This window comes from Lysinibacillus sp. G1-3 (assembly GCF_056322905.1).
The window spans coordinates 1-23,462 of record NZ_JBWHYQ010000003.1 but is presented as its reverse complement, the minus strand read 5'-3'; the positions used below and the strand labels follow the sequence as shown (position 1 = coordinate 23,462).

Annotated in this window: 18 protein-coding genes and 1 pseudogene; 15 read left to right on the top strand and 4 right to left on the bottom strand. The window is 36.8% G+C overall.

All coding sequences use genetic code 11. From position 1 onward, the window contains the following. Nucleotides 1–77: 77 nt before the first annotated feature. Complete coding sequence (locus tag ACVYAD_RS03455) at nucleotides 78–869, bottom strand: class I SAM-dependent methyltransferase (protein ID WP_386830960.1); 792 nt, start codon at nucleotides 867–869, stop codon at nucleotides 78–80. A gap of 448 nt (nucleotides 870–1,317) precedes the next feature. Further along, nucleotides 1,318–2,364: an NAD(P)/FAD-dependent oxidoreductase gene (locus ACVYAD_RS03450; RefSeq protein WP_476424623.1), complete on the bottom strand. Its 1,047-nt coding sequence runs from the start codon at nucleotides 2,362–2,364 to the stop codon at nucleotides 1,318–1,320. A gap of 148 nt (nucleotides 2,365–2,512) precedes the next feature. Here ACVYAD_RS03450 and ACVYAD_RS03445 point away from each other — a divergent pair, with 148 nt between their 5' ends. The 12 genes from ACVYAD_RS03445 to ACVYAD_RS03390 all read left to right on the top strand — a co-directional run bounded on the left by ACVYAD_RS03445 (nucleotide 2,513) and on the right by ACVYAD_RS03390 (nucleotide 19,171). Beyond that, on the top strand, nucleotides 2,513–3,301 hold the full coding sequence (locus tag ACVYAD_RS03445; RefSeq protein WP_079560181.1) for an ABC transporter ATP-binding protein: 789 nt from the start codon (nucleotides 2,513–2,515) through the stop codon (nucleotides 3,299–3,301). A gap of 14 nt (nucleotides 3,302–3,315) precedes the next feature. Next, the gene (locus tag ACVYAD_RS03440) at nucleotides 3,316–4,233 is read left to right on the top strand and encodes an iron-hydroxamate ABC transporter substrate-binding protein (protein ID WP_476424622.1); all 918 of its coding nucleotides are present in this window, start codon (nucleotides 3,316–3,318) and stop codon (nucleotides 4,231–4,233) included. A gap of 25 nt (nucleotides 4,234–4,258) precedes the next feature. After that, entirely contained in the window at nucleotides 4,259–5,260 is a 1,002-nt protein-coding gene (locus ACVYAD_RS03435; RefSeq protein WP_476424621.1) for a FecCD family ABC transporter permease, read from the top strand. Then, entirely contained in the window at nucleotides 5,253–6,260 is a 1,008-nt protein-coding gene (locus tag ACVYAD_RS03430) for a FecCD family ABC transporter permease (protein ID WP_476424619.1), read from the top strand. Before ACVYAD_RS03435 ends, ACVYAD_RS03430 begins: the two co-directional genes overlap by 8 nt. Before the next feature lie 93 nt (nucleotides 6,261–6,353). After that, on the top strand, nucleotides 6,354–6,734 hold the full coding sequence (locus tag ACVYAD_RS03425) for a hypothetical protein (RefSeq protein WP_476424617.1): 381 nt from the start codon (nucleotides 6,354–6,356) through the stop codon (nucleotides 6,732–6,734). Nucleotides 6,735–7,022: 288 nt separating this feature from the next. Then, complete coding sequence (locus tag ACVYAD_RS03420) at nucleotides 7,023–7,970, top strand: nuclease-related domain-containing protein (RefSeq protein ID WP_476424615.1); 948 nt, start codon at nucleotides 7,023–7,025, stop codon at nucleotides 7,968–7,970. A 520-nt stretch (nucleotides 7,971–8,490) separates the two neighbouring features. Beyond that, a complete protein-coding gene (locus ACVYAD_RS03415; RefSeq protein ID WP_476424614.1) occupies nucleotides 8,491–8,910 on the top strand; it encodes a MarR family winged helix-turn-helix transcriptional regulator in 420 nt (139 codons plus the stop codon). An 11-nt stretch (nucleotides 8,911–8,921) separates the two neighbouring features. Then, nucleotides 8,922–10,121 carry an MFS transporter gene (locus ACVYAD_RS03410; RefSeq protein ID WP_476424612.1) on the top strand — a complete coding sequence of 400 codons (1,200 nt, stop codon included), beginning with the start codon at nucleotides 8,922–8,924 and terminating at the stop codon, nucleotides 10,119–10,121. Nucleotides 10,122–10,283: 162 nt separating this feature from the next. Continuing rightward, nucleotides 10,284–11,150: an iron uptake system protein EfeO gene (gene efeO, locus ACVYAD_RS03405; protein WP_476424610.1), complete on the top strand. Its 867-nt coding sequence runs from the start codon at nucleotides 10,284–10,286 to the stop codon at nucleotides 11,148–11,150. Nucleotides 11,151–11,168: 18 nt separating this feature from the next. Next, nucleotides 11,169–12,428, top strand: coding sequence for an iron uptake transporter deferrochelatase/peroxidase subunit (efeB, locus tag ACVYAD_RS03400; RefSeq protein WP_386830942.1), 1,260 nt, complete (start codon nucleotides 11,169–11,171; stop codon nucleotides 12,426–12,428). Beyond that, complete coding sequence (locus ACVYAD_RS03395) at nucleotides 12,403–14,118, top strand: FTR1 family iron permease (protein WP_476424607.1); 1,716 nt, start codon at nucleotides 12,403–12,405, stop codon at nucleotides 14,116–14,118. The genes efeB and ACVYAD_RS03395 overlap by 26 nt, the downstream gene beginning before the upstream one ends. A gap of 577 nt (nucleotides 14,119–14,695) precedes the next feature. Further along, nucleotides 14,696–19,171 carry an endonuclease gene (locus ACVYAD_RS03390; RefSeq protein WP_476424605.1) on the top strand — a complete coding sequence of 1,492 codons (4,476 nt, stop codon included), beginning with the start codon at nucleotides 14,696–14,698 and terminating at the stop codon, nucleotides 19,169–19,171. Between the two features lie 179 nt (nucleotides 19,172–19,350). On the opposite strand, the gene ACVYAD_RS03385 is transcribed toward ACVYAD_RS03390, so the two are convergent. Then, nucleotides 19,351–20,559 (bottom strand): MFS transporter, encoded by a 1,209-nt coding sequence (locus ACVYAD_RS03385; protein WP_476424603.1) that lies wholly within the window; start codon nucleotides 20,557–20,559, stop codon nucleotides 19,351–19,353. Between the two features lie 82 nt (nucleotides 20,560–20,641). Next, nucleotides 20,642–20,728, bottom strand: a pseudogene (locus tag ACVYAD_RS03380) (DMT family transporter); the annotation flags it as partial. Nucleotides 20,729–20,824: 96 nt separating this feature from the next. Between ACVYAD_RS03380 and pdxR the strand changes: the two are divergent. The 3 genes from pdxR to ACVYAD_RS03365 all read left to right on the top strand — a co-directional run bounded on the left by pdxR (nucleotide 20,825) and on the right by ACVYAD_RS03365 (nucleotide 23,247). Beyond that, nucleotides 20,825–22,216: a MocR-like pyridoxine biosynthesis transcription factor PdxR gene (gene pdxR, locus ACVYAD_RS03375; RefSeq protein ID WP_476424924.1), complete on the top strand. Its 1,392-nt coding sequence runs from the start codon at nucleotides 20,825–20,827 to the stop codon at nucleotides 22,214–22,216. A gap of 97 nt (nucleotides 22,217–22,313) precedes the next feature. Next, nucleotides 22,314–22,901: an aminoglycoside phosphotransferase family protein gene (locus ACVYAD_RS03370; protein WP_476424601.1), complete on the top strand. Its 588-nt coding sequence runs from the start codon at nucleotides 22,314–22,316 to the stop codon at nucleotides 22,899–22,901. Then, the gene (locus ACVYAD_RS03365; protein WP_476424600.1) at nucleotides 22,867–23,247 is read left to right on the top strand and encodes a hypothetical protein; all 381 of its coding nucleotides are present in this window, start codon (nucleotides 22,867–22,869) and stop codon (nucleotides 23,245–23,247) included. Before ACVYAD_RS03370 ends, ACVYAD_RS03365 begins: the two co-directional genes overlap by 35 nt. Nucleotides 23,248–23,462 lie beyond the last annotated feature (215 nt).

The window sequence follows — 23,462 nt, the reverse complement described above, 5'->3', positions numbered from 1 at the left end:
GAATACGAGTTTCCTACTCTTTTCATATAGATAGCAGTTGCGATTAATGCTTTCTTTTTGAATAACGTGACATGCTACTATTTAGTACATGAATAAATTCTATAATCTAATAGCCCTTCATACTTTAAGATCATTTCAAAATGTTTATCCATTACTTCATATAGTTCAGGTTCAATATCCTCTGAGTGATTAAGCTCGGGTATTGAGAAAATCGATTTGTTTTTTTGTATACGAATATGTTTGAAACCAGCCTGGTTAAATAAATCTACCCAATCCTTTTTCATTGAACACGAATCAAATCCATAAAACTCTTTGATTTCTTTTTCAATTTTCTCTTCAAGCGGTTGATGAATAGTAAATTCAATAGCAATAAACCGACCGCCATTCTTTAATAAACGAAAGATTTCTTTAAGTGCATTCGGTTTATTGACAAAAGAAAGCACAGATTCAGAAATAATAAAATCAAATGTATGATCGGGTAAAGGTACTTGTTCAATTGAGCATTGCATTATTTTTACGGGTAAGCGATTTTTTTTCATTCTCTTTTTAGCTTTTGCGACCATGACAGAATTAATATCGATGCCTGTTACTTTTGCTTCATACGTCTCTGCCAAATAGGCAGCGGTTTGGCCTGTACCACAGCCTACATCTAAAATATAAGGATTTTCACCAATGTTCTCAGCTTTGAATAGTTCCTTTGTTAAATTAAGACCACCAGGATGCGCACCGCCAACACCAAACTTGGAAAGAAATTCTAGATATTTCGAATTTTGAATCGGAATCCCTTCTTTATTCGTATTTTTGTATAATATGAAATTTAAAAAAGTATGGTTCCGGCAAGAGCCGAAGTTGTAATAAAGAACCTTCATAAATTAATGGAATTCAATTTATATATTATTTTTGAGCAACTTCTCCGATAGTCTAAACAATAAAAAAATACATACGTATACTAGTTAAAAGATATATGATAGGGGGTGTATTGATGTCATTTTATCCGCCTAATTCTAGAATGAGACCATTTCCACCAAGCTATAGACAAGGTTTTGGCCCTCCCATGCAAGGTAGACAAGGGCAACCCTTTTTTAACCCTTACCAGCAACCCCAAACTTCTAGATTTGGAAGATTACCACAGCATTTAAATACAATTATGGGCCATGCGGGAACAATAACATATGGAGTTAATATGTTAAGACAAATGGGGGCTTTTATTAATTTCTTAAGATAGAATGTAAAATGATTTTTTTTAGTTGAACATATTAAAACCCCTCTTAAGAGAGTAAATTCTTAAGAGGGGTTATTGATTATTTCATTTAATGATTATTTTGTTGAAAGTTGTTTTTCGATAATAGTGCGATTTTTCTCTTTAAATACTTCATTATGTGATGACACGACCCCTTGACGATAGGCAGAGGGCTCTAAATACGTTTTAATAGAGTTCACGGCATTGGCTGCATCCTGGAAAGTCCCTAGAAGGAGGTTGATTTTTCCTTCAAACGCTAATATATCACCTGCTGCAAAAATTCCAGGCTGTGCGGTTTCTCCCGTTGCTTTCCCTTCAAAATAGTAATCATCTTTTTTAGGAATGGTGATTGCTTGTTCCAATTCTAATGATGCTTCACGGTTATAGCCATGACTAACGATGACTTCATCAATTTGACGCGTATAGCTTTGTTTTGTTTGTGTATTTTCACATGTCACTAATTGGATGGCTGTTTTGTCGGCATCGGCAGTTAATTTTGTAATAGTCGTATTACACTCAATCTTTACGCCAGCATCTAAAGCCTCTTGAATTGTTGCCTCATGAGCGGATAACTTATCTTTACGATAAACAACAGTTACGTTTTTGGCGATAGGACTTAGTTCAACTGCCCAGTCGATCGCAGCATTTCCGCCTCCCGAAATAATGATCTCCTTGTCTACAAAACGTTGATATGACTGTACGGTATAGTGTAAATTAGTCATTTCATATTTTTCTGCACCTTCTAGTGAAAGCTTTTGAGGATTAATAATACCACCACCAACGGCTAAAAGAACGGTTTTAGAATAATGTTTATCTCCTTGCGCAGTATGAAGAACAAAAATATCATCTTGGCGCTCGATAAAATCGATTTTTGTACCTGTTAAAATGGTAGGATGAAACGTTTTTGCCTGTGCAATTAACTGTTTCACAAATTGTTCTCCCAATATAGGGGGATGACCACCGATATCCCAAATTAGCTTTTCAGGATAAAGTAAAACTTTACCACCAAGCTGTTGTTGACTCTCAATTAATTTCGTTTTCAATCCTCGTAAACCACTATAAAAGGCACTGTATAGGCCTGCAGGACCACCACCAATAATTGTTACATCATATAAATGTTGCATATATATCACCACATCCTAAAAAAATAATAAAAAAGTATTTGACAAAACTACATAAGAAAACTAGACTAATTCTAGTGATAATGATTATCATTGTCGGCTAATCGCTATCATAGCATGGAAAGAACAAAAAGGAAAGAGAGGTTACGTCGTGCGTTTACAAGTTGAATCGATTCGTATCGGCTACGAGGACAAAACGATTGTGCATGATTTATCGTTACAAATTCCAGACGGTAAAATAACGACTATCATTGGTTCCAATGGGTGTGGTAAATCTACACTTTTAAAGGCTATTACAAGGATATTGAAGCATAAGAGTGGACAAGTCATACTAGATGGTCAAAATATTTCCGAGATGAATACAAAAGAATTAGCGAAAGAGCTGGCCATATTGCCACAAAGTCCGGAAAGTGCACATGGTTTAACAGTGGAAGAGCTTGTATCCTACGGTCGATTTCCATATCAAAAGGGCTTCGGTAATTTATCTCAAAAAGATAAAGAAATGATTGACTGGGCCTTAAAGGTAACTAAAACGGATGACTTTCGTCTGAACACAGTTGATGCTTTATCAGGTGGACAGCGTCAACGGGTGTGGATCGCGATGGCATTAGCTCAAGAGACCGATATTATTTTTTTAGATGAGCCAACAACTTATTTAGATATGGCCCATCAGTTAGAAGTTTTAGAATTACTTAACAAGCTTAACGAAGAAGAAGGACGCACAATTGTTATGGTGCTACATGATTTAAATCAGGCAGCACGCTTTTCAGATTATATTGTTGCGCTATCAAAAGGAGAGCTTGTGAAGTTTGGTACTGCAGAGGAAGTTATAGTACCTGAAGTATTAGAAAAAGTGTTTAATATTGATGCAGTAATTGGTAAGGATCCACGTACTGATAAGCCAATGTGCATTACATATAACTTATTACAAACAGTTTAAAAGGAGAAAGATTTATGAAAAAGTGGTTATTACCAATGTTTATGATGGTCGTACTAGTGCTTGCAGCGTGCGGCAATAAAGAAGAGAAGACGGATGAGGGCTCTAAAGATAAGGCATCTGCAGATACGATTACGTATCAATCAGAAGCTGGCCCTGTTGAAGTACCAGCAAACCCTAAACGTGTAGTTGTATTATCTTCATTTGTTGGGCATTTACTACAGCTTGACGTTAATGTTGTCGGTATTGATTCATGGGCTGCAGATAATCCAAACTTCAAAGATGATATTAAAGATGCAGTAGTTGTTGAAAATACGGATATCGAAAAAATTATTGAGCTTGAGCCAGATTTAATTATTGGTTTAAATGGTATTGAAAATGCAAATAAATTAGGAGAAATCGCACCAACTGTGTTGTTCACTTATGGTAAAGTGGATTATTTACAGCAATTCATCGAAATCGGTAAAGTTGTGAACAAAGAAAAAGAAGCAACTGATTGGGTAAAAGATTTTAAAGAACGTGCTGCAGCGACAGGTACAAAAATTAAAGAAAAAATCGGCGAAGATGCAACGGTTACTGTCGCAGAAATGTTTAATAAACAAATGTATGTGTATGGAGATAACTGGGGTCGAGGAACAGAAATTTTATATCAAGAAATGGGCTTGAAAATGCCTGAAAAAGTAAAACAAGATGCTTTAAAACCAGGTTATTTTGCAATTTCTACAGAAGTATTAAATGAATATGCAGGTGACTATGTGATCTTTAGTACGTTTAAAGGTGAGGATAGCGCCATTAAAAATGCTCCATGGTTTAAAGATTTAGAAGCGGTGAAGAATGGTCATTTATTTGAAGTGAGTGGCAATGAATTTTACTTTAATGATCCAAAAACTTTAGATTATCAACTAGATTTCTTTGAAAAGAAATTTTTACAATAATTTCAGTAGAGAGTAGCGAAGGCAAATGATAAAGTTTCGAAATTTCCCGTTTTGGCTTCAAGTATTGCTTGCACTGATCTTATTAGCAGTTACAGTTACGATCTCGCTTTGTATAGGCGCGGCTAATACGAGTATTCAAGATGTTTATCAAGCGATTGTCGGACAAGACGGTGGCAAGCACTACTCTGTATTACGTGAAATTCGATTTCCTCGTATTATTGCTGCTATTTTTGTAGGTAGTGCACTTGCAGTTGCTGGGGCTATTATGCAAGGGGTTACTAGAAATCCATTAGCAGATCCAGGTCTCCTTGGTCTAACAGCAGGTGCAAATGCGGCACTGGCATTGACGATGGCGTTTATTCCAAATACCTCGTACTATATGTTTATTTTTGCATGTTTCATAGGTGCGGGTGTAGGGATGATTGTTGTCTATGGTATTGGCGCTTCAACGAAGAATGGCTTTTCTCCATTAAAGTTAGTCTTAGCTGGGGCAGCCGTATCTGCTCTATTACAAGCAATAGCAGATGGAACGGGAATATTATTTAAAATTTCAAAAGATGTTTCGATGTGGACGAGTGGTGGTTTAATTGGCACTACATGGAAAGTTTTAATAATTGTTCCTGTTATTGTAATAGGATTAGCGGTAGCTTTTGGGTTTAGTCGTCAATTAACCATTTTAAGTTTAAATGAAGAAGTAGCTGTCGGATTAGGACAAAAAACAACAGCCATTAAAGGAATTATGATGTTTGTCGTTGTAATTCTTGCAGGCTCCGCTGTTGCGCTAGTAGGCAATTTAGCATTTGTTGGGTTAATGGTACCACATATTGTCCGAGCAATTGTTGGAACAGACTATCGATTTGTCTTACCAATGAGTGCTATTATCGGTGGATGTTTAATGGTGACTGCAGATTTTGCAGGTAGAATGATTAATGCCCCATATGAAACACCGGTAATTGCAATTATTTCAATTATCGGCCTTCCGTTCTTCTTACTTCTTGTTCGGAAGGGAGGTCGTCAAATTGTTTAAAATTGGAAGAAAAAAACAACGTAGATGGCTCATGGTTTGGACGCTATTAACAATAGCTATTTTTGTAATGGGTATTTCAATGGGAGCAGCTTCAGTTTCGATTGATCGCATAATACCGATTTTACTTGGAGACGGCAGCTTCAAAGAATCATTCGTACTGTTTTCTGTTCGCTTACCAAGATTATTTGTACTAGCAGCAGCAGGAATGGCATTAGCATTAGCAGGTGCTGTTTTGCAAGGGGTAACACGTAATGATTTAGCGGACCCTGGTATTATTGGAATTAATGCTGGAGCAGGTGTAGGGATTACGCTGTTTTATATCCTTGTTGATGGTGATTTACCTCATTTCGCGTATGTGTTACCACTTGTCGGATTTGCCAGCGCTTTATTAACGGCACTCCTCATTTACTTTTTCTCATATAAGCGCAATGTGGGTGTGCAGCCGGTCCAACTCATTTTAGTCGGGGTAGGTGTTGCATCTGCCTTAGCAGGTGTAATGATGATATTAGTTTCTTCTGCTGAGCGTAGTGATGTGCAATTTATCGCACAATGGCTTGCGGGTAATGTTTGGGGAACAGACTGGCCATTTTTCTGGGCTTTATTGCCTTGGATAGTGCTAGGCATTCCATTTATTTTGTATAAAGCAAATGTGTTAAATGTGCTTGCAATGACCGAACCAACAGCGGTTGGCTTAGGCCTAAACATCGAACGAGAGCGTTTGCAATTATTAGTAGTCTCTGTCGCGTTAGCTGCGGCAGCTGTCTCGATCACAGGGGGCATTGCCTTTATCGGTCTGATGGCTCCCCATATTGCAAAGCAGCTCGTTGGACCGCGCTATCAATTCTTTTTACCACTCACATTATTAATCGGTGCCAGCTTACTTATGGTTGCAGATACAATTGGCCGCGTAGTTATTTCGAGTGCGACCGTGCCAGCAGGTATTGTTGTAGCCTGTATCGGCGCCCCATATTTTTTATATTTACTACGAAAAAACGACTGAATGGCTTTGGCTGTTCGGTTGTTTTTTTGTTGATCGGTTTTTGGGAATATTTGTTGAATAAGAAACATTAATGTAAATGGGGAGTGATGGTACATGAGGAAAATAGTAATTGTCTTATTATGTTCGATAATTTCATTGTCAGCATGTAATTCAACATTAGCAATTACTGAAGTAAAATCTGTATCAAAGGAACTTCAAGAAATATTAAACATCCTTGGAATGGAAGATTATGTACAAATGATTAATGATGGTGAAAAACGCTCTTATATTGTGATAAATACAAAGGGAACTGTTATGGTCAGCGTGAAGAGTAAGGACGATACGATTGTAATAAACATTGATGAAGTAGAAAATCAAAACGACGAAGGTATTACGCAGCATATTTTTAAACTTACGAAAGATGCTAATTATGAATACATTGATTTATATAAAAATGGTGAACAGATTCCGTTTGATACATTGGGGGCCTTTTAGTTGGAAAAAGCGACGGAAAGCAATCTCAAGGCGACAGATAGAAATTGTAGCGAAGGAAAGCCAAGTCTCATCGACGGATAGAAGTCTTAGAGCGACGGAAGGAACTAGGATACCGACGGAAAGCAATCAAAAAATTACTAGCTAGAGCTGAAACGTTGGAATATTTCCGTTCTTTCTGTCTAAAAAAGTAGGTGAAAAATTTAATTTGTACTACGAGTGTTTCAAGTTTTTTGGAACCTCTTTTTATGAAGTTCTTTTCTAATAAAATAGGTATAGGAGGTGAAAAAATTGATTTTATTAGAACGTCAGGAATCGAAGCAACACAAAATTTTAGAGGCTTTGATACGAAGATTACCTAGTACACATACTGAATACATGAATTATTTTGAGAGGTTGAGGCGTATACACGCAGGCTTTGCTGGAGAGCAAAGAGTAGATGCCGAATGGCTTGAAATCATTTTACCTCAGCCTCATTATTTTCTTCATGATTTACAAATATTTAATCACTTTGGTACTACTCATCAAATAGACACCGTTTTACTATGTCCTCATTTTATTTTGATACTCGAAATTAAAAATGTGACAGGATTTCTAGATTTCGATGAATCTTATTATCAATTTACGCGAACTACAGCAGAAGGCGATGTCGAGGGAATGACGAATCCAATTCATCAAAGTAGACGACATATGGAGTGGATGGTGGGTATGTTACAACAGTCGAGGCTTGAGATTCCCGTTCATTATGCTGTCGTTTTAGCAACGAAAAATGCTATTTTATCGAAGAATTTAAGGGGACAACCTATTTTTCATGTACAAGGTTTACGGTATCACGTGCGAGAATGGCTTCAACAGCATAAAGAGACAGTAGTGGAGGAGGAAAAACTTTTTCAATTTGCTTCAAAATTATTGTCCATGCATAGGCCAATCAAAAGAGAAATAGTATTGCCTGCCAGGGATATAGTAAAAGGAGTGCTATGTGAAAGATGTTTAAATAGACAGCCTTTGAACTATCGTTATCCAAATTGGTATTGTCAACGCTGTGGGGAAGTTAATAACGAGGCTATTTTTAGGACTCTTGAGGATTATCGATTGCTAGTAGGCGAAACGTTAACAAATAAAAGCTTTTGTGAGTTTTTTGCAATAGATTCGCCGAATACAGCTTATAAATTACTACAAAAGTTACCATTGAAAGCTGAGGGAACAAAGCGTAATAGGAAGTATTTAATTATTAAATAAAAAGTAGAAAATCAAGCGGTCTGATTTTTTACTATTTAGAAGAATATAAGCCTTGGGGCGAGGGAAAGCAAGGAGCTAACGACGGAAAGAAGTATCGAAGCGACGGAAGAAACTAAGGTATCGACGGATAGAAACTCGATAGAGACGGATAGAACTAAGGTCGACGGAAAGCAAGAACTCAACGACGGAAAGAAGTATTGAAGCGACGGAAGAAACTAAGGTATCGACGGATAGAAACTCGATAGAGACGGATAGAACTAAGGTCGACGGAAAGCAAGAACTCAACGACGGAAAGAAGTATTGAAGCGACGGAAGGAACTAAGGTATCGACGGATAGAAACTCGAAGGAGACGGATAGAACTAACGTCGACGAAAAGTCTTCTCAAAATGACGGATAGAACGACCAGCTCAACGAAAACCCCGCTCAAAACCCCGAATTTCCCCACTAATTCCTACTAGACAAATAAAAACTAAAAGCGTATAGTTAGTTAGGCTAACTAATTAAAAAGGAGTGGTAATGTTGACGATCGAACAAGAATTTTTTAATCAGTACCGCTTAATGTATAGACCGTTTATCAATCTAATAAATGTGCAGTTAGGGAAATATCAGTTGTATAGCTCTCAATGGGCTCTTCTTCGGTTATTGATGGATAAAGGGCCACATACATTTGTGGACATTGCTAATATTATGTTTATTGAAAAGCCGAGTGTGACGAGGCTTGTGCAAAAGCTTGTGGAGCTTGGCTACGTGGAAACGGTAGCGGGTAGGGATAAGCGCGAAAAGCTTGTACAATTGACGGCTAATGGTGAAGAGATTGTGCAAGAAATTCAAGCGCATTTAAAACCAACTATGGAACAGGCACTCGCGGGGGTATCCGAGCGGGATATTGAAATTGCGACACAAGTGTTAGCGAACATTTGTGCAAACATTAATCGGTAGGAGAGAAAAAAGTGGAAGCAACTAGACATAAACTTTGGACGAAGGACTTTTTAATCGTCTCACTTATTAATTTTACCATTACATTAATATTTTTTTTATTGATGGTAACGATTGCAGGCTATGCGGTTGAGCATTTTGGTGCTTCGACTAGTACGGCAGGGCTTGTATCGAGTATTTTTATTATTGGTACTTTATTTGGTCGTCTTGGGACAGGGCGTATTATTGGGGATTGGGGTAGCAAAAAAACATTATTTTGTGGATTATTATTGTTTATGCTATCCACGATGTCTTATTTTATCGCGATGAATTTGCCGCTTCTAATGGTCAATCGTTTAGTACAGGGTATTGCACTTGGGATGGCTAGTACGGCGACAGGAACAATTATTGCACAAATTTTACCGTCTGATCGACGAGGAGAAGGTATTGGTTATTACAGTTTGAGTGCTATTTTAGCTACAGCTATCGGACCGTTTGTAGGTATCCTTCTAACGCAGCTGTTTGAAGATTATCGGATGATTTTTGCTGTCGATTCCGTATTAGCTATTGTATGCTTCTTGTTGTATTTTATCGTAACCGTTCCAGATGCACCGAAGAATGCCAAAGAGATGGCGGAGAAAACAGGCTTTAAGCTCACTAATTTTATTGAAATGCGTGCTGTGCCAATTGCTTTTGTGGCGCTCGTTATTGGCTTTGCCTATTCAGGAGTTATGTCATTTATGACGTTTTACGCGAAAGAGCTTGATTTAGTAACAGCGGGAAGTTATTTCTTTATTATATATGCAATTGTTATTTTAGCGACACGTCCTTTTACAGGGAAATTACTAGACAATAGAGGTGCGAACATTGTTATCTACCCTTGTTTAGTTATTTTTGCACTCGGAATGTATGCCTTTAGTACCGCGACAAGTAGTGTTGTATTTTTACTAGCCGCAGCTTGCATAGGGATCGGTTATGGCAATTTCAATTCAGTTGCGCAAGCAATAGCTATAAAAGTTACACCAAATGAGCGTTTAGGACTTGCGACCTCGACATATTTTATTTTATATGATTTAGGTTTAGGGGTTGGACCCTATTTCTTAGGATTCTTCATTCCGACTTCGGGGTACAGTGCCATTTTCTTTGCGATGGTATTTGTAATTTTAGTATCAATTATCCTTTATTATTTCTTATATGGAAAATATGAAAATAGAAATCATGCGAAAATTTCGTAGTTTATAATAATTATATTGTGGAAAAAACGTCATTTTTCTAGTTATCTAATTAGATCAACTTTAAAATGTCGTTTTTTTCTATAAATAAAAATACTTCTTGCAATTCTATTTGATAATCATTATCATTCTCGATATAAACTATTTCGGAAGTAGGTACTTAGCATGAAAAAAACATCATTATTGTCAGTATTAGTTGCAGGAGGCATTCTAATGACTGGCTGTGGAAATACAGACGAAGCTAAAAAAGACGATAAGCCAGCAACAGAACAAGCAGAAAAAGCTACAAAAGTTGATTTATCTGCAGAACTAGCAGCCTATCAAACATTTGCATTAGAGCAAATGGATCAATTTTTAGTAGAAACAGAAAAATTTGTCGAAGCATTTAAAGCTGGTAAAATTGAAGAAGCAAGAGCAGCCTATGCACCGGCACGTATGTATTTCGAGCGTTCGGAGCCAATCGCAGAGAGCTTTGGTGACCTGGACCCACGTATTGACGGTCGTTTAGCTGATATTAAAGAAGAAGGTAAGGGCGAAGAAGAATGGTCAGGCTATCATAAGCTAGAACATGCGCTTTGGGTAGAAAACAAAACGGCAGGCTACGAGGCTGTTGCAGATCAATTACTAGCAGACGCAAAAGAATTACACGCATTAGTTCAAACTGTAGAAGTTACACCTGATTTAATGATTACAGGTGCGGTTGATTTATTAAATGAAGTATCAACATCAAAAATCACTGGTGAAGAAGAAATCTATTCTCACACAGACCTTTATGACTTTAAAGCAAACATTGAAGGTGCAGAAAAAATCTTTGAAATCTTACGTTCTAAATTAGAAGCGAAAGATAAAGACTTAGTTGCTACATTAGATGAAAAATTTAAAGCAGTAGATGATTTATTAGCGAAGCATGCGACTGCTGATGGCGGATATGTTTCTTACGAAAAATTAACTGATGAAGATACAAAAGCACTTTCAGCAGCAGTTAATCAACTTGGTGAACCATTAAGTCAAATGGGTATTATTTTAGAGTAATTTTTGGAGTGATAATAAATGACAGCGTCAAATGATGAAAAATGGATGAATAAAAAAATATCAAGACGTGACATGTTAAAGCTAACAGGTATCGGAGCAGCTGGTATAGCGATCGGTGCTTCTGGCTTAGGTGGTGTTATGAAAGTAATGGGCTACGATGTGTTCGAGCCTGTTGCGGATAGCACGACTGCACGTAATAAAGTTGATTTTTATGGAAAACATCAATCTGGCATTATTACACCAGTTCAGACAAATATTTATTTTGCTTCTTTAGATGTTTTATTTACATCAAAGAAAGACCTACAAGAGTTGTTCAAAAAATGGACACCTCTTGTTGTACGTTTAATGAATGGTGAATTAATGGTAGATTTAACAACAAATACTAGAGTTCCTACAGGAGATACAGGTGAAGCAGAAGGTTTAGACGCTTCAAATTTATCAATTACTATTGGTGTTGGCCCATCTTTGTTTGATAAGCTCGGGATCCAACATTTGAAGCCTGCAGAATTAAATGATTTACCACATTTCCCAAAAGATCAGCTACAAAAAGAACTTACAGGTGGAGATCTTTGTATTCAGGCATGTGCGGATGATCCGCAGGTGGCATTCCACGCAGTACGTAACTTAGTTCGTGCAGCATCTGGTAAGGTAGAAATTAAATGGTCTCAAGCAGGCTTTAACTCATTCCCTGCTGGTGGCGGAACACCGAGAAATTTATTTGCATTCAAGGATGGCACTGGAAATCCATCGACTGCCGATGACAAAGATTTAAATAAAGTTGTATGGGTCGATAAAGGATGGCTAAAAGGTGGCTCTTATTTAGTCGCACGTAAAGTTCAAATGCACCTTGAAACATGGGATCGCACATCTTTGAAAGATCAAGAGGCAACATTTGGTCGTTATCGCGATAGTGGTGCACCTTTTGGTAAAAAGAAAGAGTTCGATGATTTCGATGTAGAAGCGAAGGATAGTAAAGGTGAGTATATTATGCCAGATACGTCACACGTACATTTGGCACGTAAATCAGGTGCACGTATGTTACGTCGTTCGTATTCTTATGCCTCGGGTGTTATGACGAATACAGGTGCGCATGATGCGGGACTTATGTTTATTTCTTATCAAAAAGACCCAGCCCAATTTATAACAGTTCAAAATAGCTTAGGACGTTTAGATAAAATGAATGAGTATACTACACATCGAGGCAGCGCAGTGTTCGCTTGCTTCCCTGGTGTACAAAAGGGGAGTTATATAGGTGAAGCACTTTTTAACGCGCTGTAGCTTAGTACTTTGCTTGTTATTGACACTTGCTGTACCCGTGCAGGCAGCGCAATCTTATAGTCACTTATACATTTCTATTAGTGATGCACTAATGAATACGAAGCAGGATAAGGAATCCGAAGCCGACCAAGCCCTTGAACAGTTTGCAACAGACTGGGCATCGGTTACATCAGAGCAAAAGAAAGCAAAAGAAAAAGTTGATAATATTCTTGCACAAGCAGTTGAAGCTACAACTAAGGATGAACGTTTAAAGGCACTATCTGAATTGTCAAATGCCTTACGTGCATTAGAAAAGCTTGAGAATCCTGTTGATGAAGCGGCACAGCGTGCAGAATTTGGGCAAAAGTTCAAGCCAATCATGGGGGACTTTGAGAAAGCTTTAGTAGGTGGTGACATCACAGCAATTGATGAAGCCTATAAAGACTTTAATATTAAATGGAATAAAAACGAAAGACCTGTGCGTGAGCAAAGTATCGCGATGTATGGGCAAATTGAAACACAAATGGCGTTTTTACGCATTTCCATTTCCGCTGAGAAACCTGATGTAGAACTTATGAAATCCCAATTTGCTGACTTAAAGCAAACAATAGAGGATTTTGTGGCTGGTAAGGAAACAGCAGAAGTAGTGGAAGGGGAATATTCATTAGCTACATTAATTGCTTATATTGATGAGGCAAACGATTTTATCGATGCAGGTGATTTTAAAGCAGCTTCTGATAAAATTCGAGAATTTATTACAATCTGGCCAAGTGTGGAAATTGAAATCTCCACTCGTAATGGTAGTCTATATACTAAAATTGAAAGTGAAATGCCGATTATCGCGAGTGATTTATTAAAATCATCAGTTGATAAAGAAGGTATAAAAAGCAAGCTAGCTACTATTCGTACCGAAATCGAGCTGATCCAAGGGAATACAAATTATTCTTTTTGGGATGCTGCTCTTATTTTACTGCGTGAAGGGCTAGAAGCTCTGCTCATTATTTTAGCTTTAGTATCGTTCTTAGACAAATCAGGTCAAAAATCAATGCGTAAATGGATTTATGTTGGCGCATTTGTAGGGATTCTTTTATCTGCAGTTGCTGCGGTATTAATGTCTACGATTTTTAATTCTGCAACGATTGATTCTAATCGAGAGTTAATGGAAGGTTATGTTGGTTTACTTGCAGCAGCAATGATGATTGGAGTAGGTATTTGGCTCCATAGTAAATCGAGTGTGGTAAGCTGGAACCGTTATATTTCCAAACAAATGGGCAATGCCATCTCTACTGGCTCGGTGTTTGCGATGGCATCAATTAGCTTTTTATCTGTTTTCCGTGAAGGTGCAGAAACACTTGTCTTCTATGCAGGAATTGCACCTAAAATGGAGACAACTCAGTTTGTACTAGGGATCGTAGTAGCACTTTTAATATTAGCTATTTTTGCATTTGTATTATTTAGAGCAAGTGGAAAAATTCCAATTCATAAATTTTTCGCTGTAGCTACGGTGTTAATCTACGTATTGGCATTTAAAATTATTGGTGTCAGTCTGCATACATTGCAGTTAAGGGATTCAGTTTCAACAACTATTGTCGATGGCTTGCCAGTTGTCAACATCATTGGTTTCTATCCAACAGTAGAAACAATGATTGGACAAGCGATTTTACTTTTACTTGTTGTAGGTACGATCATTTATAAAAAGAAACAAAAATAAATAGAAGGGCAGATGAATAGACTTTCATCTGCCCTTTATTATGTTGTGTCAATGAAAGAAGGAGCCATCTGCAATAGTGTATGGCTTTTCGGCAAAGAGTGGGGGTGATTACCGTTCCGACTGGGCGCGTCCGATGAGCAGCTATACTTCCACATAATAATGTTGATACAAAAGTAGTAGAAAGGTAGAAAATAGTCTCTTGGCCAGTAACTGGTTAAGAGACTATTTTCTTTTTGCCTAAATCAATTAGCCCGTTTTAGTTTTTTATAATTAAGCATTTTAGGTAAGTGTCTAATTTTATTTATATGTTAAAATTATGTTATAAATTGTTAAAATCCCTGTAGTAGATGTGTTTTCTATTATTACAAATCATTAACATAATATAAATACTATAAAAATAGTGAATTAATAATAATATGATTACATATATATGTAATGGGGAAATATGCTTTGAATAGTTCGACCATTTACGACATGGCGTACGCGATAATTGTCATCTGTACGGTATAGACCTAAACCGAAAGTATCTTTTGCAAAAAAAACTGACATTCTTTAAATTGAAAGGAGAATTAACCTGATGTCAAAGAAGAATTGGAAGAAGCCGTTAAATACCTTTTTAGCAACAACTCTAGTCGCAAGTATTACCGCACCTGTAGCACCCATTACAGTAAATGCAGAAACACTTGCAAAGGATTTAATCATTTCAGAGTATATTGAAGGAACTTCCTTCAATAAAGCGATTGAAATTTATAATGGTACAGGTGCCGCGGTTGATTTAAGTAATTATACGCTAGAGCTTCATACGAACGGAGAAGCTACCGCAAAGAATAAAGTGAGTTTAACAGGTACTCTAGAAAACGGTGCTACGTATGTTTTACATCATAAAGATGCAGATCCAAACATTAAAGCAAAAGGAAATCTAGAAAACATAACGGTTATTAATTTCAATGGAAATGATCCAGTCGTATTAAGAAAATCTGGTGAAATAGTCGATTCCATTGGACAAGTTGGTTCTTCAGCAGATTTTGCTAAAGATGTAACTTTAGTAAGGAAGAGTTCAGTTTTGACGGGTGATACAACTATTAATGATTCTTTTAATGTAGCATCGGAATGGGATTCATTACCGGTAGATAATTTATCCAATTTAGGACAACACGTAATGGATGGCAATTCAGGAGGGCCTGTTGACCCCGAAGTACCGGCAATTCTCTCAATTGGAGATGCTCGAAATAAAAGTGTAGGTGAAACGGTAACGGTCAAAGGTAGAGTTGCAGCGGGCTTGAAAAATACGTTTTCCGTTCAAGATGAGACAGGCGGTATTGCGGTACGACCTACTAGTCTAGCTATGTCTGTCGGGGATGAAGTTACGTTAAAAGGGAAGTTAGCAGACTATCGTGGTTTACTACAATTAGATGGTGCTACAATCGTTGAAAAAGTTGAAAATGCTGGGGTACCTGTTCCAAAGGTAGTAGAAGGGGCTCAAGTAAATGAAGATAGTGAATCGCAGTTAGTAACAGTGAAAAATGTTACGCTTACAGATGTTCAACAAGGTGCAGGATGGGCAAACTTTACTGCAAATGACGGAACGAATTTTCTTGTGCGAGATGAGACGAATTCGCTTGGCTTAACTGTCGGTACAAACTATGAATCTATCACTGGTATTGTTCAACAGTTCGATAAAGACTATCAGGTGATCCCACGATCAGAAGCAGATATCGTAGTGGATAGTAGAGCACTAAAGCCTGCTAGCGCATCTCCTGGAAGTGGGACGTTTGTTGGGAAAACAACAGTGACTTTAACAACATCCACAGCAGATGCAGAAATTTATTACACATTAGATGGTACAGAGCCAACTGAGAAAAGTCATAAATATGAAACACCAATTGAGATTAGCAAAAATACGACTTTAAAAACAATCGTTAAATCTATAGATGGCAAGTTTAGTGAAATAACTACATTTGAATATAGCATTGCAGATAAATTACAAATTCATGATATTCAAGGTGCGGGGCATGCTACAACATTTGATGGTAAAACAGTTGAAGGAATTGAAGGAATCGTAACCTATTCATTCACGTTAAATAATAATTGGTATTATACAATTCAAACGCCAGATGAATTAGCCGATCAGGATCCAAATACTTCTGAAGGTATTTTTCTGTACAGTGGAAAGAAACCATGGCCAATAAAAGTAGGGGATTTAGTATCTGTTAAAGGTAAAGTAAGCGAATATGCATACGATGGCTATGATGACAGGCAGCAAACAGATTTAAAAACAACACAAATTAATGTGCGTGACGATCAAGACGGAAAAGTGGAAGTGATTAAAAGTAGTGTAGCCTTACCAAAAGCAATTGGAATCGATAAGTTAAAAATGTCCTTTAGTAAAATCGACAGTGATAATCTAGGGATTTTTAATCCAACAATCGACGCCATTGATTTTTGGGAAAGTATCGAAGGCATGAGAGTAGAAGTTGGAAACGTGAAAGCGGTAGCACCACAAGAGCATGGAGATTTAGTAACAGTACTTGAGGGTGAACCAACAAACACAATTCACGGTGGAGTATTGCATGAGAAAGAAAATGCAAATCCAAACAGAGTTCAATTCCGACTAGAACCGAATGGAGCTGCACGTGATTTTGAAGTGGCTACAGGTGATAAATTTAAAGGGCCAATTACGGGAATCGTAGGCTATTCGTATCAAAACTTTAAAATCTATGCTTCTCTAGATGAGATGAAGGTAGCTCATGAAAAAGGAAATACATCACCTGAGACGACAAAAATAGTAAAGGCAGAAGATAAGTTAACAATTGCCTCTTATAATTTGGAGAACTTCTCTAATAACAAAACTTCTACTACTGATGATAAAGCGAAAAAATTAGCAAGAGCAATTGGTATTGATATGGGCAGTCCTGATATTGTTGGTGTAACAGAGGTACAAGATAATAACGGGCCATCTGCAGGAGATTCAAAAGCGGATCAAAGTTATCAAAGATTAATTGATGCCATTAAAGGTGTAGGTGGTGTCGAGTATCAGTATGTTAATATCGATCCAATTAACAATCAAGACGGTGGAGCACCAGATGCAAATATTCGAGTTGGCTTCCTTTATAATCCAGAGCGAGTGAAGTTAAAGGATGGTATTCCAGCAGGAGATGCTACAACAGCTGTTGGTTATGAAGATGGGAAATTAACAGTGAACCCTGGGCGTATTGATCCTGCAAACGAAGCGTTTAAAAGTAGCCGTAAACCTTTAGCAGCGCAATTTGAATTCCAAGATGAAGATGTAATTGTGATCGCAAATCACTGGAATTCTAAAAGTGGGGATACCCCATTATTTGGTTCGATTCAGCCTCCACAGTATGGAAGTGAAGTACAACGTAAAAAAATCGCCAATATTGTTTCTAATTTTGTTGGAGACGTTAAATCAAAAAATCCAGATGCAAACATTGTTTCTTTAGGTGATTTTAATGATTATCAATTTGCGGATGCGCTTAAAATCCATGAAGGTCAATTTATGACGAATATGATTAATAAAGTAGAGGCTTCTGATCGATACACATATGTATATCAGGGGAATTCACAAGTATTAGACCATATTTTAGTGTCAAACAATTTGGCAGAGAAAACAGATGTTGATATTCTTCATATTAATGCTGATTTTACAGATATGGCCGGTCGTGCAAGTGACCATGATCCAGTAATGGTTCAAATTGATGTTAATAATGATTCAACTGTTGAACCGATTAAACCTGAAATAGTATATGACTATAAGAACTTCAAAAAGAACAAATTAACAATCAATAAACCTAGTATAGCACTTCATTTAGATGCTCAATCTGTTATTCCAAAAGGTGTGTTCCTTAAAGGTGCCTATGCAGAACTCCATGGGGAGGGCTTTAAGACGACTGATGTTATCCTAAGTCCAGCGAAAGCAGGGATGATTCTTGACCTTAAAGGCACTATCGTGAAATCACTCACAATTGAAGGTGCAAAAGTCAGTGAAATAAGAGGCGCTGAAAATTTAGATTTACAATCGATCATCTATAAAAAGGGTGCAGCTCCTGAGCAAATTAAATTTACAAATTCAAAGGGAAAACCGATTGTGAATCCTTCTGTGCCTGCTGAAAACAATCAACCAATCGTTAAAGAACCTATTACTAACAAAACTGTAGCTATTGGAGAGGAAATTAAAATTGATTTAACTAATCATTTTTCCGATCCTGATGGTGATAAACTTTCATTTACTGCTACAAAAGGCACGATAAATGGAACGATATTAACAGTTAATTTAACAGAGGGTAGTCATATTGTTGGCGTTACAGCTTCTGATGGAAAGAAAAGTGTCACTACAAGTTTCAGCGTGACAGTCATTGCTAATGATTATTATACAGGTGCTTATAACAAGGAAGGTCAAGCATTAAAAAAGGCTCTTCATGATATCATTTCAGTACAAAAGGTACTTTCATATGATGATGTATGGAATGCATTGAAGTATACGGATGAAGATCCTGCTAATCCGAGTAATGTGATTTTATTTTACTCTGGGAAATCTAGTCCAAAAACAAACAGTGGTGGCAATGTAGGGAACTGGAACCGAGAGCATACGTGGGCAAAGTCACATGGTACCTTTGGGACAAGCAATGGGCCAGGAACAGATATCCATCACTTACGCCCAACCGATGTACAAGTTAATAGCTCAAGAGGAAATTTAGACTTTGACAATGGTGGAAGTCCAGTGGCTGGCTGTAATGGTTGCTTAAAAGATTCAGATTCATTTGAACCACCTAATCGCGTAAAAGGTGATGTAGCACGTATCCTATTATATATGGCCACTCGTTATGAAGCTGGCGATAAGGTGGACCTTGAATTAAATGACAAAGTTAATAATGGAACAGCTCCTTATCACGGTAAGCTTTCTGTTCTTTTACAATGGCACAAGCAAGATCCTGTAGATGGATATGAAAAACAAAGAAATGAAAAAATTTACGAAATCCAAGGCAATCGAAATCCATTTATAGATCATCCTGAATGGGTGGAGAAGATATGGTAAGTTAAAAAAGAGTACTCAAAACGCCACTTCAATGTTTAAGTTGAAGTGGCGTTTTATTCTTTTCAAACGCACATTTTTAGTAGGTTCATTACGTTCAGCATGACATATGTTGAAGAATCTATTTTACACTGCAATAGCGTGAAAATGATTATATTTTTTATGCTGTTGAAGTGAAAACCCTAAGCAATTTCCTTCTTTACCTTTTTCACAATAGAATGTGGAGATAGTCTCCCATGTAGTAAATAATAAACAGCAATTCCGATTATGATAAGGAATGAACAATAAAAATATATTGATCCGTAATCAATTTTAGCTGCGGCAATACCAAAGATAAATGACCCAATGCCGAATCCAAAATCATAGATAGAAAGGAATGTAGCCGTAGCCAATGCTCTCTTTTTAGGGGGTGCTACTTGAATAGCAATAGTTTGAAAGCTCGGAAATACAGTTCCCCATCCAACACCAATAAGGGCTGCAGATGTAAGAAATAACAAGGACGTATTCGATACACTCAGTAAAAACGTACCGACTGCGAAACATAAAATAGCGGGATAAATGATCATATTTGCCCCGAATAAATCAAACCATTTTCCGGTAAAAGGTCGTGAAATTAAAAGGACCACTGCGTATACAACAAAAAAATAACTAGCAGCTTCCACTAAGCTTTGCTCTTTAGCATATAAGGATACGAAGGAAATAATTCCTGAATAAATCAGTCCAAAGAAAGCTGAAATCAATGATACAGGAATAGCGGAACGTTCCAAATAATCTCCAATTTTCATGCTTGTTTTTCGTTCAATTTCCTGTTCAGGCATAAAAGTTTTCTTAGGTAATTTAACAAATAATCCTGCAACGAGTGCAAAGAAAGCAAAACATGCATTTAAGATAAACATTAGACTTGTCGCTGTTTGATGCATAACAGTCAAACCTAAAAAGGGACCAATAGCCATAGCAAGATTTAGCGTTAGTCCATAGTACCCCATTCCTTCTCCTTTACGGGATTCAGGGATGAGATCAGCTACAATTGCTCCAGTGGCCGTTGTGGCCATTCCAAATCCAATTCCATGAAAAAAGCGAAGAAATAGTAAGCCGATCAAAGATTGCGGAATAAAATACAAAGTTGAAGCTGCGAAAAGAACAAGGAGGGAACTTATAAAAACGACATATTTTCCTGCTTTTTCGATCCATTTACCTGCAAATGGGCGTGTTAGGATGGAGGCAATCAAAAAAACTGTAGTAATAAGTCCTGCTTCAGTTTTGGCACCATGCAATTCTTGTAACGTATATATTGGTAATGTGACCAATAAATAAAAAAATGTTGTAAACACGAGAAAATTAGTAATGGCAATACTGATAAAATCCCTTGTCCATAATCGAGGTTTATCCAATATTTCCACCTCCTCTAAAATATTAAATTCCTTGTAGTGTCAAACCACCCGCTGAAACAGAGGAACTTAGGCTAAGACCTCCCAAGATGACAGAAGTTCCTTGAATTCTTACTGCTATCAAGTTAATTCCCCGTACAATCAAACAAAATATGTACATAAATATTGTCATCAGTGACCTTTTTCTAAATTCATTATTCATTTATACTGTCATTTCTAAAAGGTACAGTTTACAATAAACACAAATGACAGATGAGGTATTTCAATGATGAATGAGCTAATTTTTAATATCAATCGAGAAAGTAATATTCCTATGTACCAACAAGTTTATCAATACATACGTACTCAGATTTTATCTGGCAAATTAGAGTGGAATACGAAGTTGCCATCGATTAGGCAACTTGCTCTCCAACTAGAGGTCAGTAGAAACACAACTCAGCTAGCTTATGAACAATTGCAATCGGAAGGGTATATTCGAAGTGAGAACAAAAAGGGGTTTTTTGTAGATGCAAATATATCGGATGAGACGCTTAATTATGAACCCATTAAAGAACAGCACCATGAAAAGAATCAAACTGACATCAAAACGATTGACTTTAAAATCGGGACAGTAGATCAAGAGAACTTCCCTTTGAAAACATGGAGAATGCTTACTAACAAAGTAATTAAAGACTCTAGCATGTTTTCATACGGAGATAAACAAGGTGATATTCAACTAAGAAAGGCATTAGTAGATTACTTGTTCCAATCAAGAGGGGTTAATGCTTCTGCTGAACAGATTATTATTGGCAGTAGTACACAACACTTGTTATTACTTTTGACGCTGTTGCTAAAGCAAGACTATCAATATTTGGCAGTAGAAGACCCTGGATATAATGTGGCGAGGGACTTATTTGCGCTTCAGTCATTTATCATTGATCCAATCCCGGTAACAGAACAAGGCATTGTAGTCGATCGCCTTTTACAGTCATCTTCTAGACTTTTATATGTCACTCCTACTCACCACTTTCCATACGGAGTAACTATCCCCGTCAATGAAAGATTAAAGTTAATTCAATGGGCAAAAAGGGTGGAAGGATATATTATTGAGGATGATTACGATAGTGAATTTCGTTACATCCATCAACCTATACCGTCTCTTCAAAGCTTAGATTCTAATGATAGGGTGGTTTATTTAGGAACTTTTTCAAAAGCATTGTTACCTTCTATCCGGGTTAGTTATATGGTTTTGCCAAAGAGACTAGTAAGTGAATATAAAAAGATACTTCCTTTGCTTGAGCAAACATCCTCATCTATTCACCAGAGAACATTGGCGATCTTCATGAATGAAGGCTATTGGTACTCACACTTAAGGAAGATGAAAGCTTTGTATAAACGTAAAATGAATCTATTGAATAGGGAATTACTAAAACACTTTAAAAATGATGTTGAAATAAAAGGGAGTAGCTCAGGAGTTTACGTTATTATTGAAGTTAAAACAAAAATGACTGAAAAAATGCTAATTGAAAGTGCATATGAACACGGGATAGCAGTTCATCCTTGCTCACAAACTTTTTCGAAATATAAACCACAATATCCACATATTTTACTTGGATTGGGTAATTTAAGTGAGGATGAGATCATAAAAGGAGTCTCACAATTAGCAAAAATATGGTTGTAATCATATAAGGGGTAGCACCACATCGATATCAAGTTAAGATTTTAAGGTGTCACTATCAAATATCTGAGGCTTCATTGTATGGAAAGGAGAATAGATTTTGTTAATTGAAAGTGTAATAGACCACATATCGAGCCTTAAAGGGTATTCATCTATAAAAAAAATCGAAAAAGGATACTCACCAGATGAAAAATACATAGTTACTGTCGGCCAAAATCAATACTTTATACGATTATCAGACATACAATATCATGAAAAACGAACCGTCGAATTTTCATTGCTTCAAGCATTAGAAAAACAAGGTGTACAAACGAATAAAGCCATAGAATGTACTTTATTGAATGAGGCTAATCTTTCTGTCATGGTATTAAGCTATATTGAAGGATACCCTGCGGATGAATTCATTTGGAATCTTTCTGATGTGGCGCAATTTAATATAGGTCTTGCTGCTGGGAAAGATTTAAGAAAAATTCATCAGCTACATGCCCATGCCCCACAAACGATACAATGGGAAGAAGCTCAAAAAAAGAAATTCAGTTTTTATTTAAATGAATATAAAAAAGATAGCTATCAACTGCCAAAAGAGCATAAAATATTAAACTTTATTGAAAACAATTTCTATCTTCTTAAAGATCGACCTATAACATTACTCCATGATGATTTTCATCTACGCCATTGTACAAAATAACACGTACAATGGCGTAATTGATTTTAATGGCTATGATTTTGGTGACCCATATCATGATTTTTATAATCTTTCATTGTTTAGCAGAAGACATAGTATACCATTTTGTATTGGACAAATAAATGGCTATATTACAGAATCTCCAAACGATACATTTTGGCGAATATATGCCCTTTATGCAGCGATGAATATCGTCTCTACGATTGTGTGGACGAAAAAATATGATGAACAATCTTTTGATGATGCATTGGAAAGAATCCATCTCATTTTAGAAGATCATGACTATTTTAATTTGGATCAACCATTATGGTATAAGTCCATACCAATTGATAAAGTTACAGGTTTATAAACGGCCATAGTATATTTTTAAATTGAACTATATTTATAAAATTTAGTTCAGTTTTTATTTATGAGCAAAATCTACTCACCTCTTCTTCAACTAACGGAGCAGCATTCCTGTTTGAAGGATGTTCGAGGTCTTGAAAGAAAAGGAGCCCTCTAGTATGATGCATGAGTGTCAACGACCATTGACCCATCATCAAACAAGGAGGACTCCTTTATGCA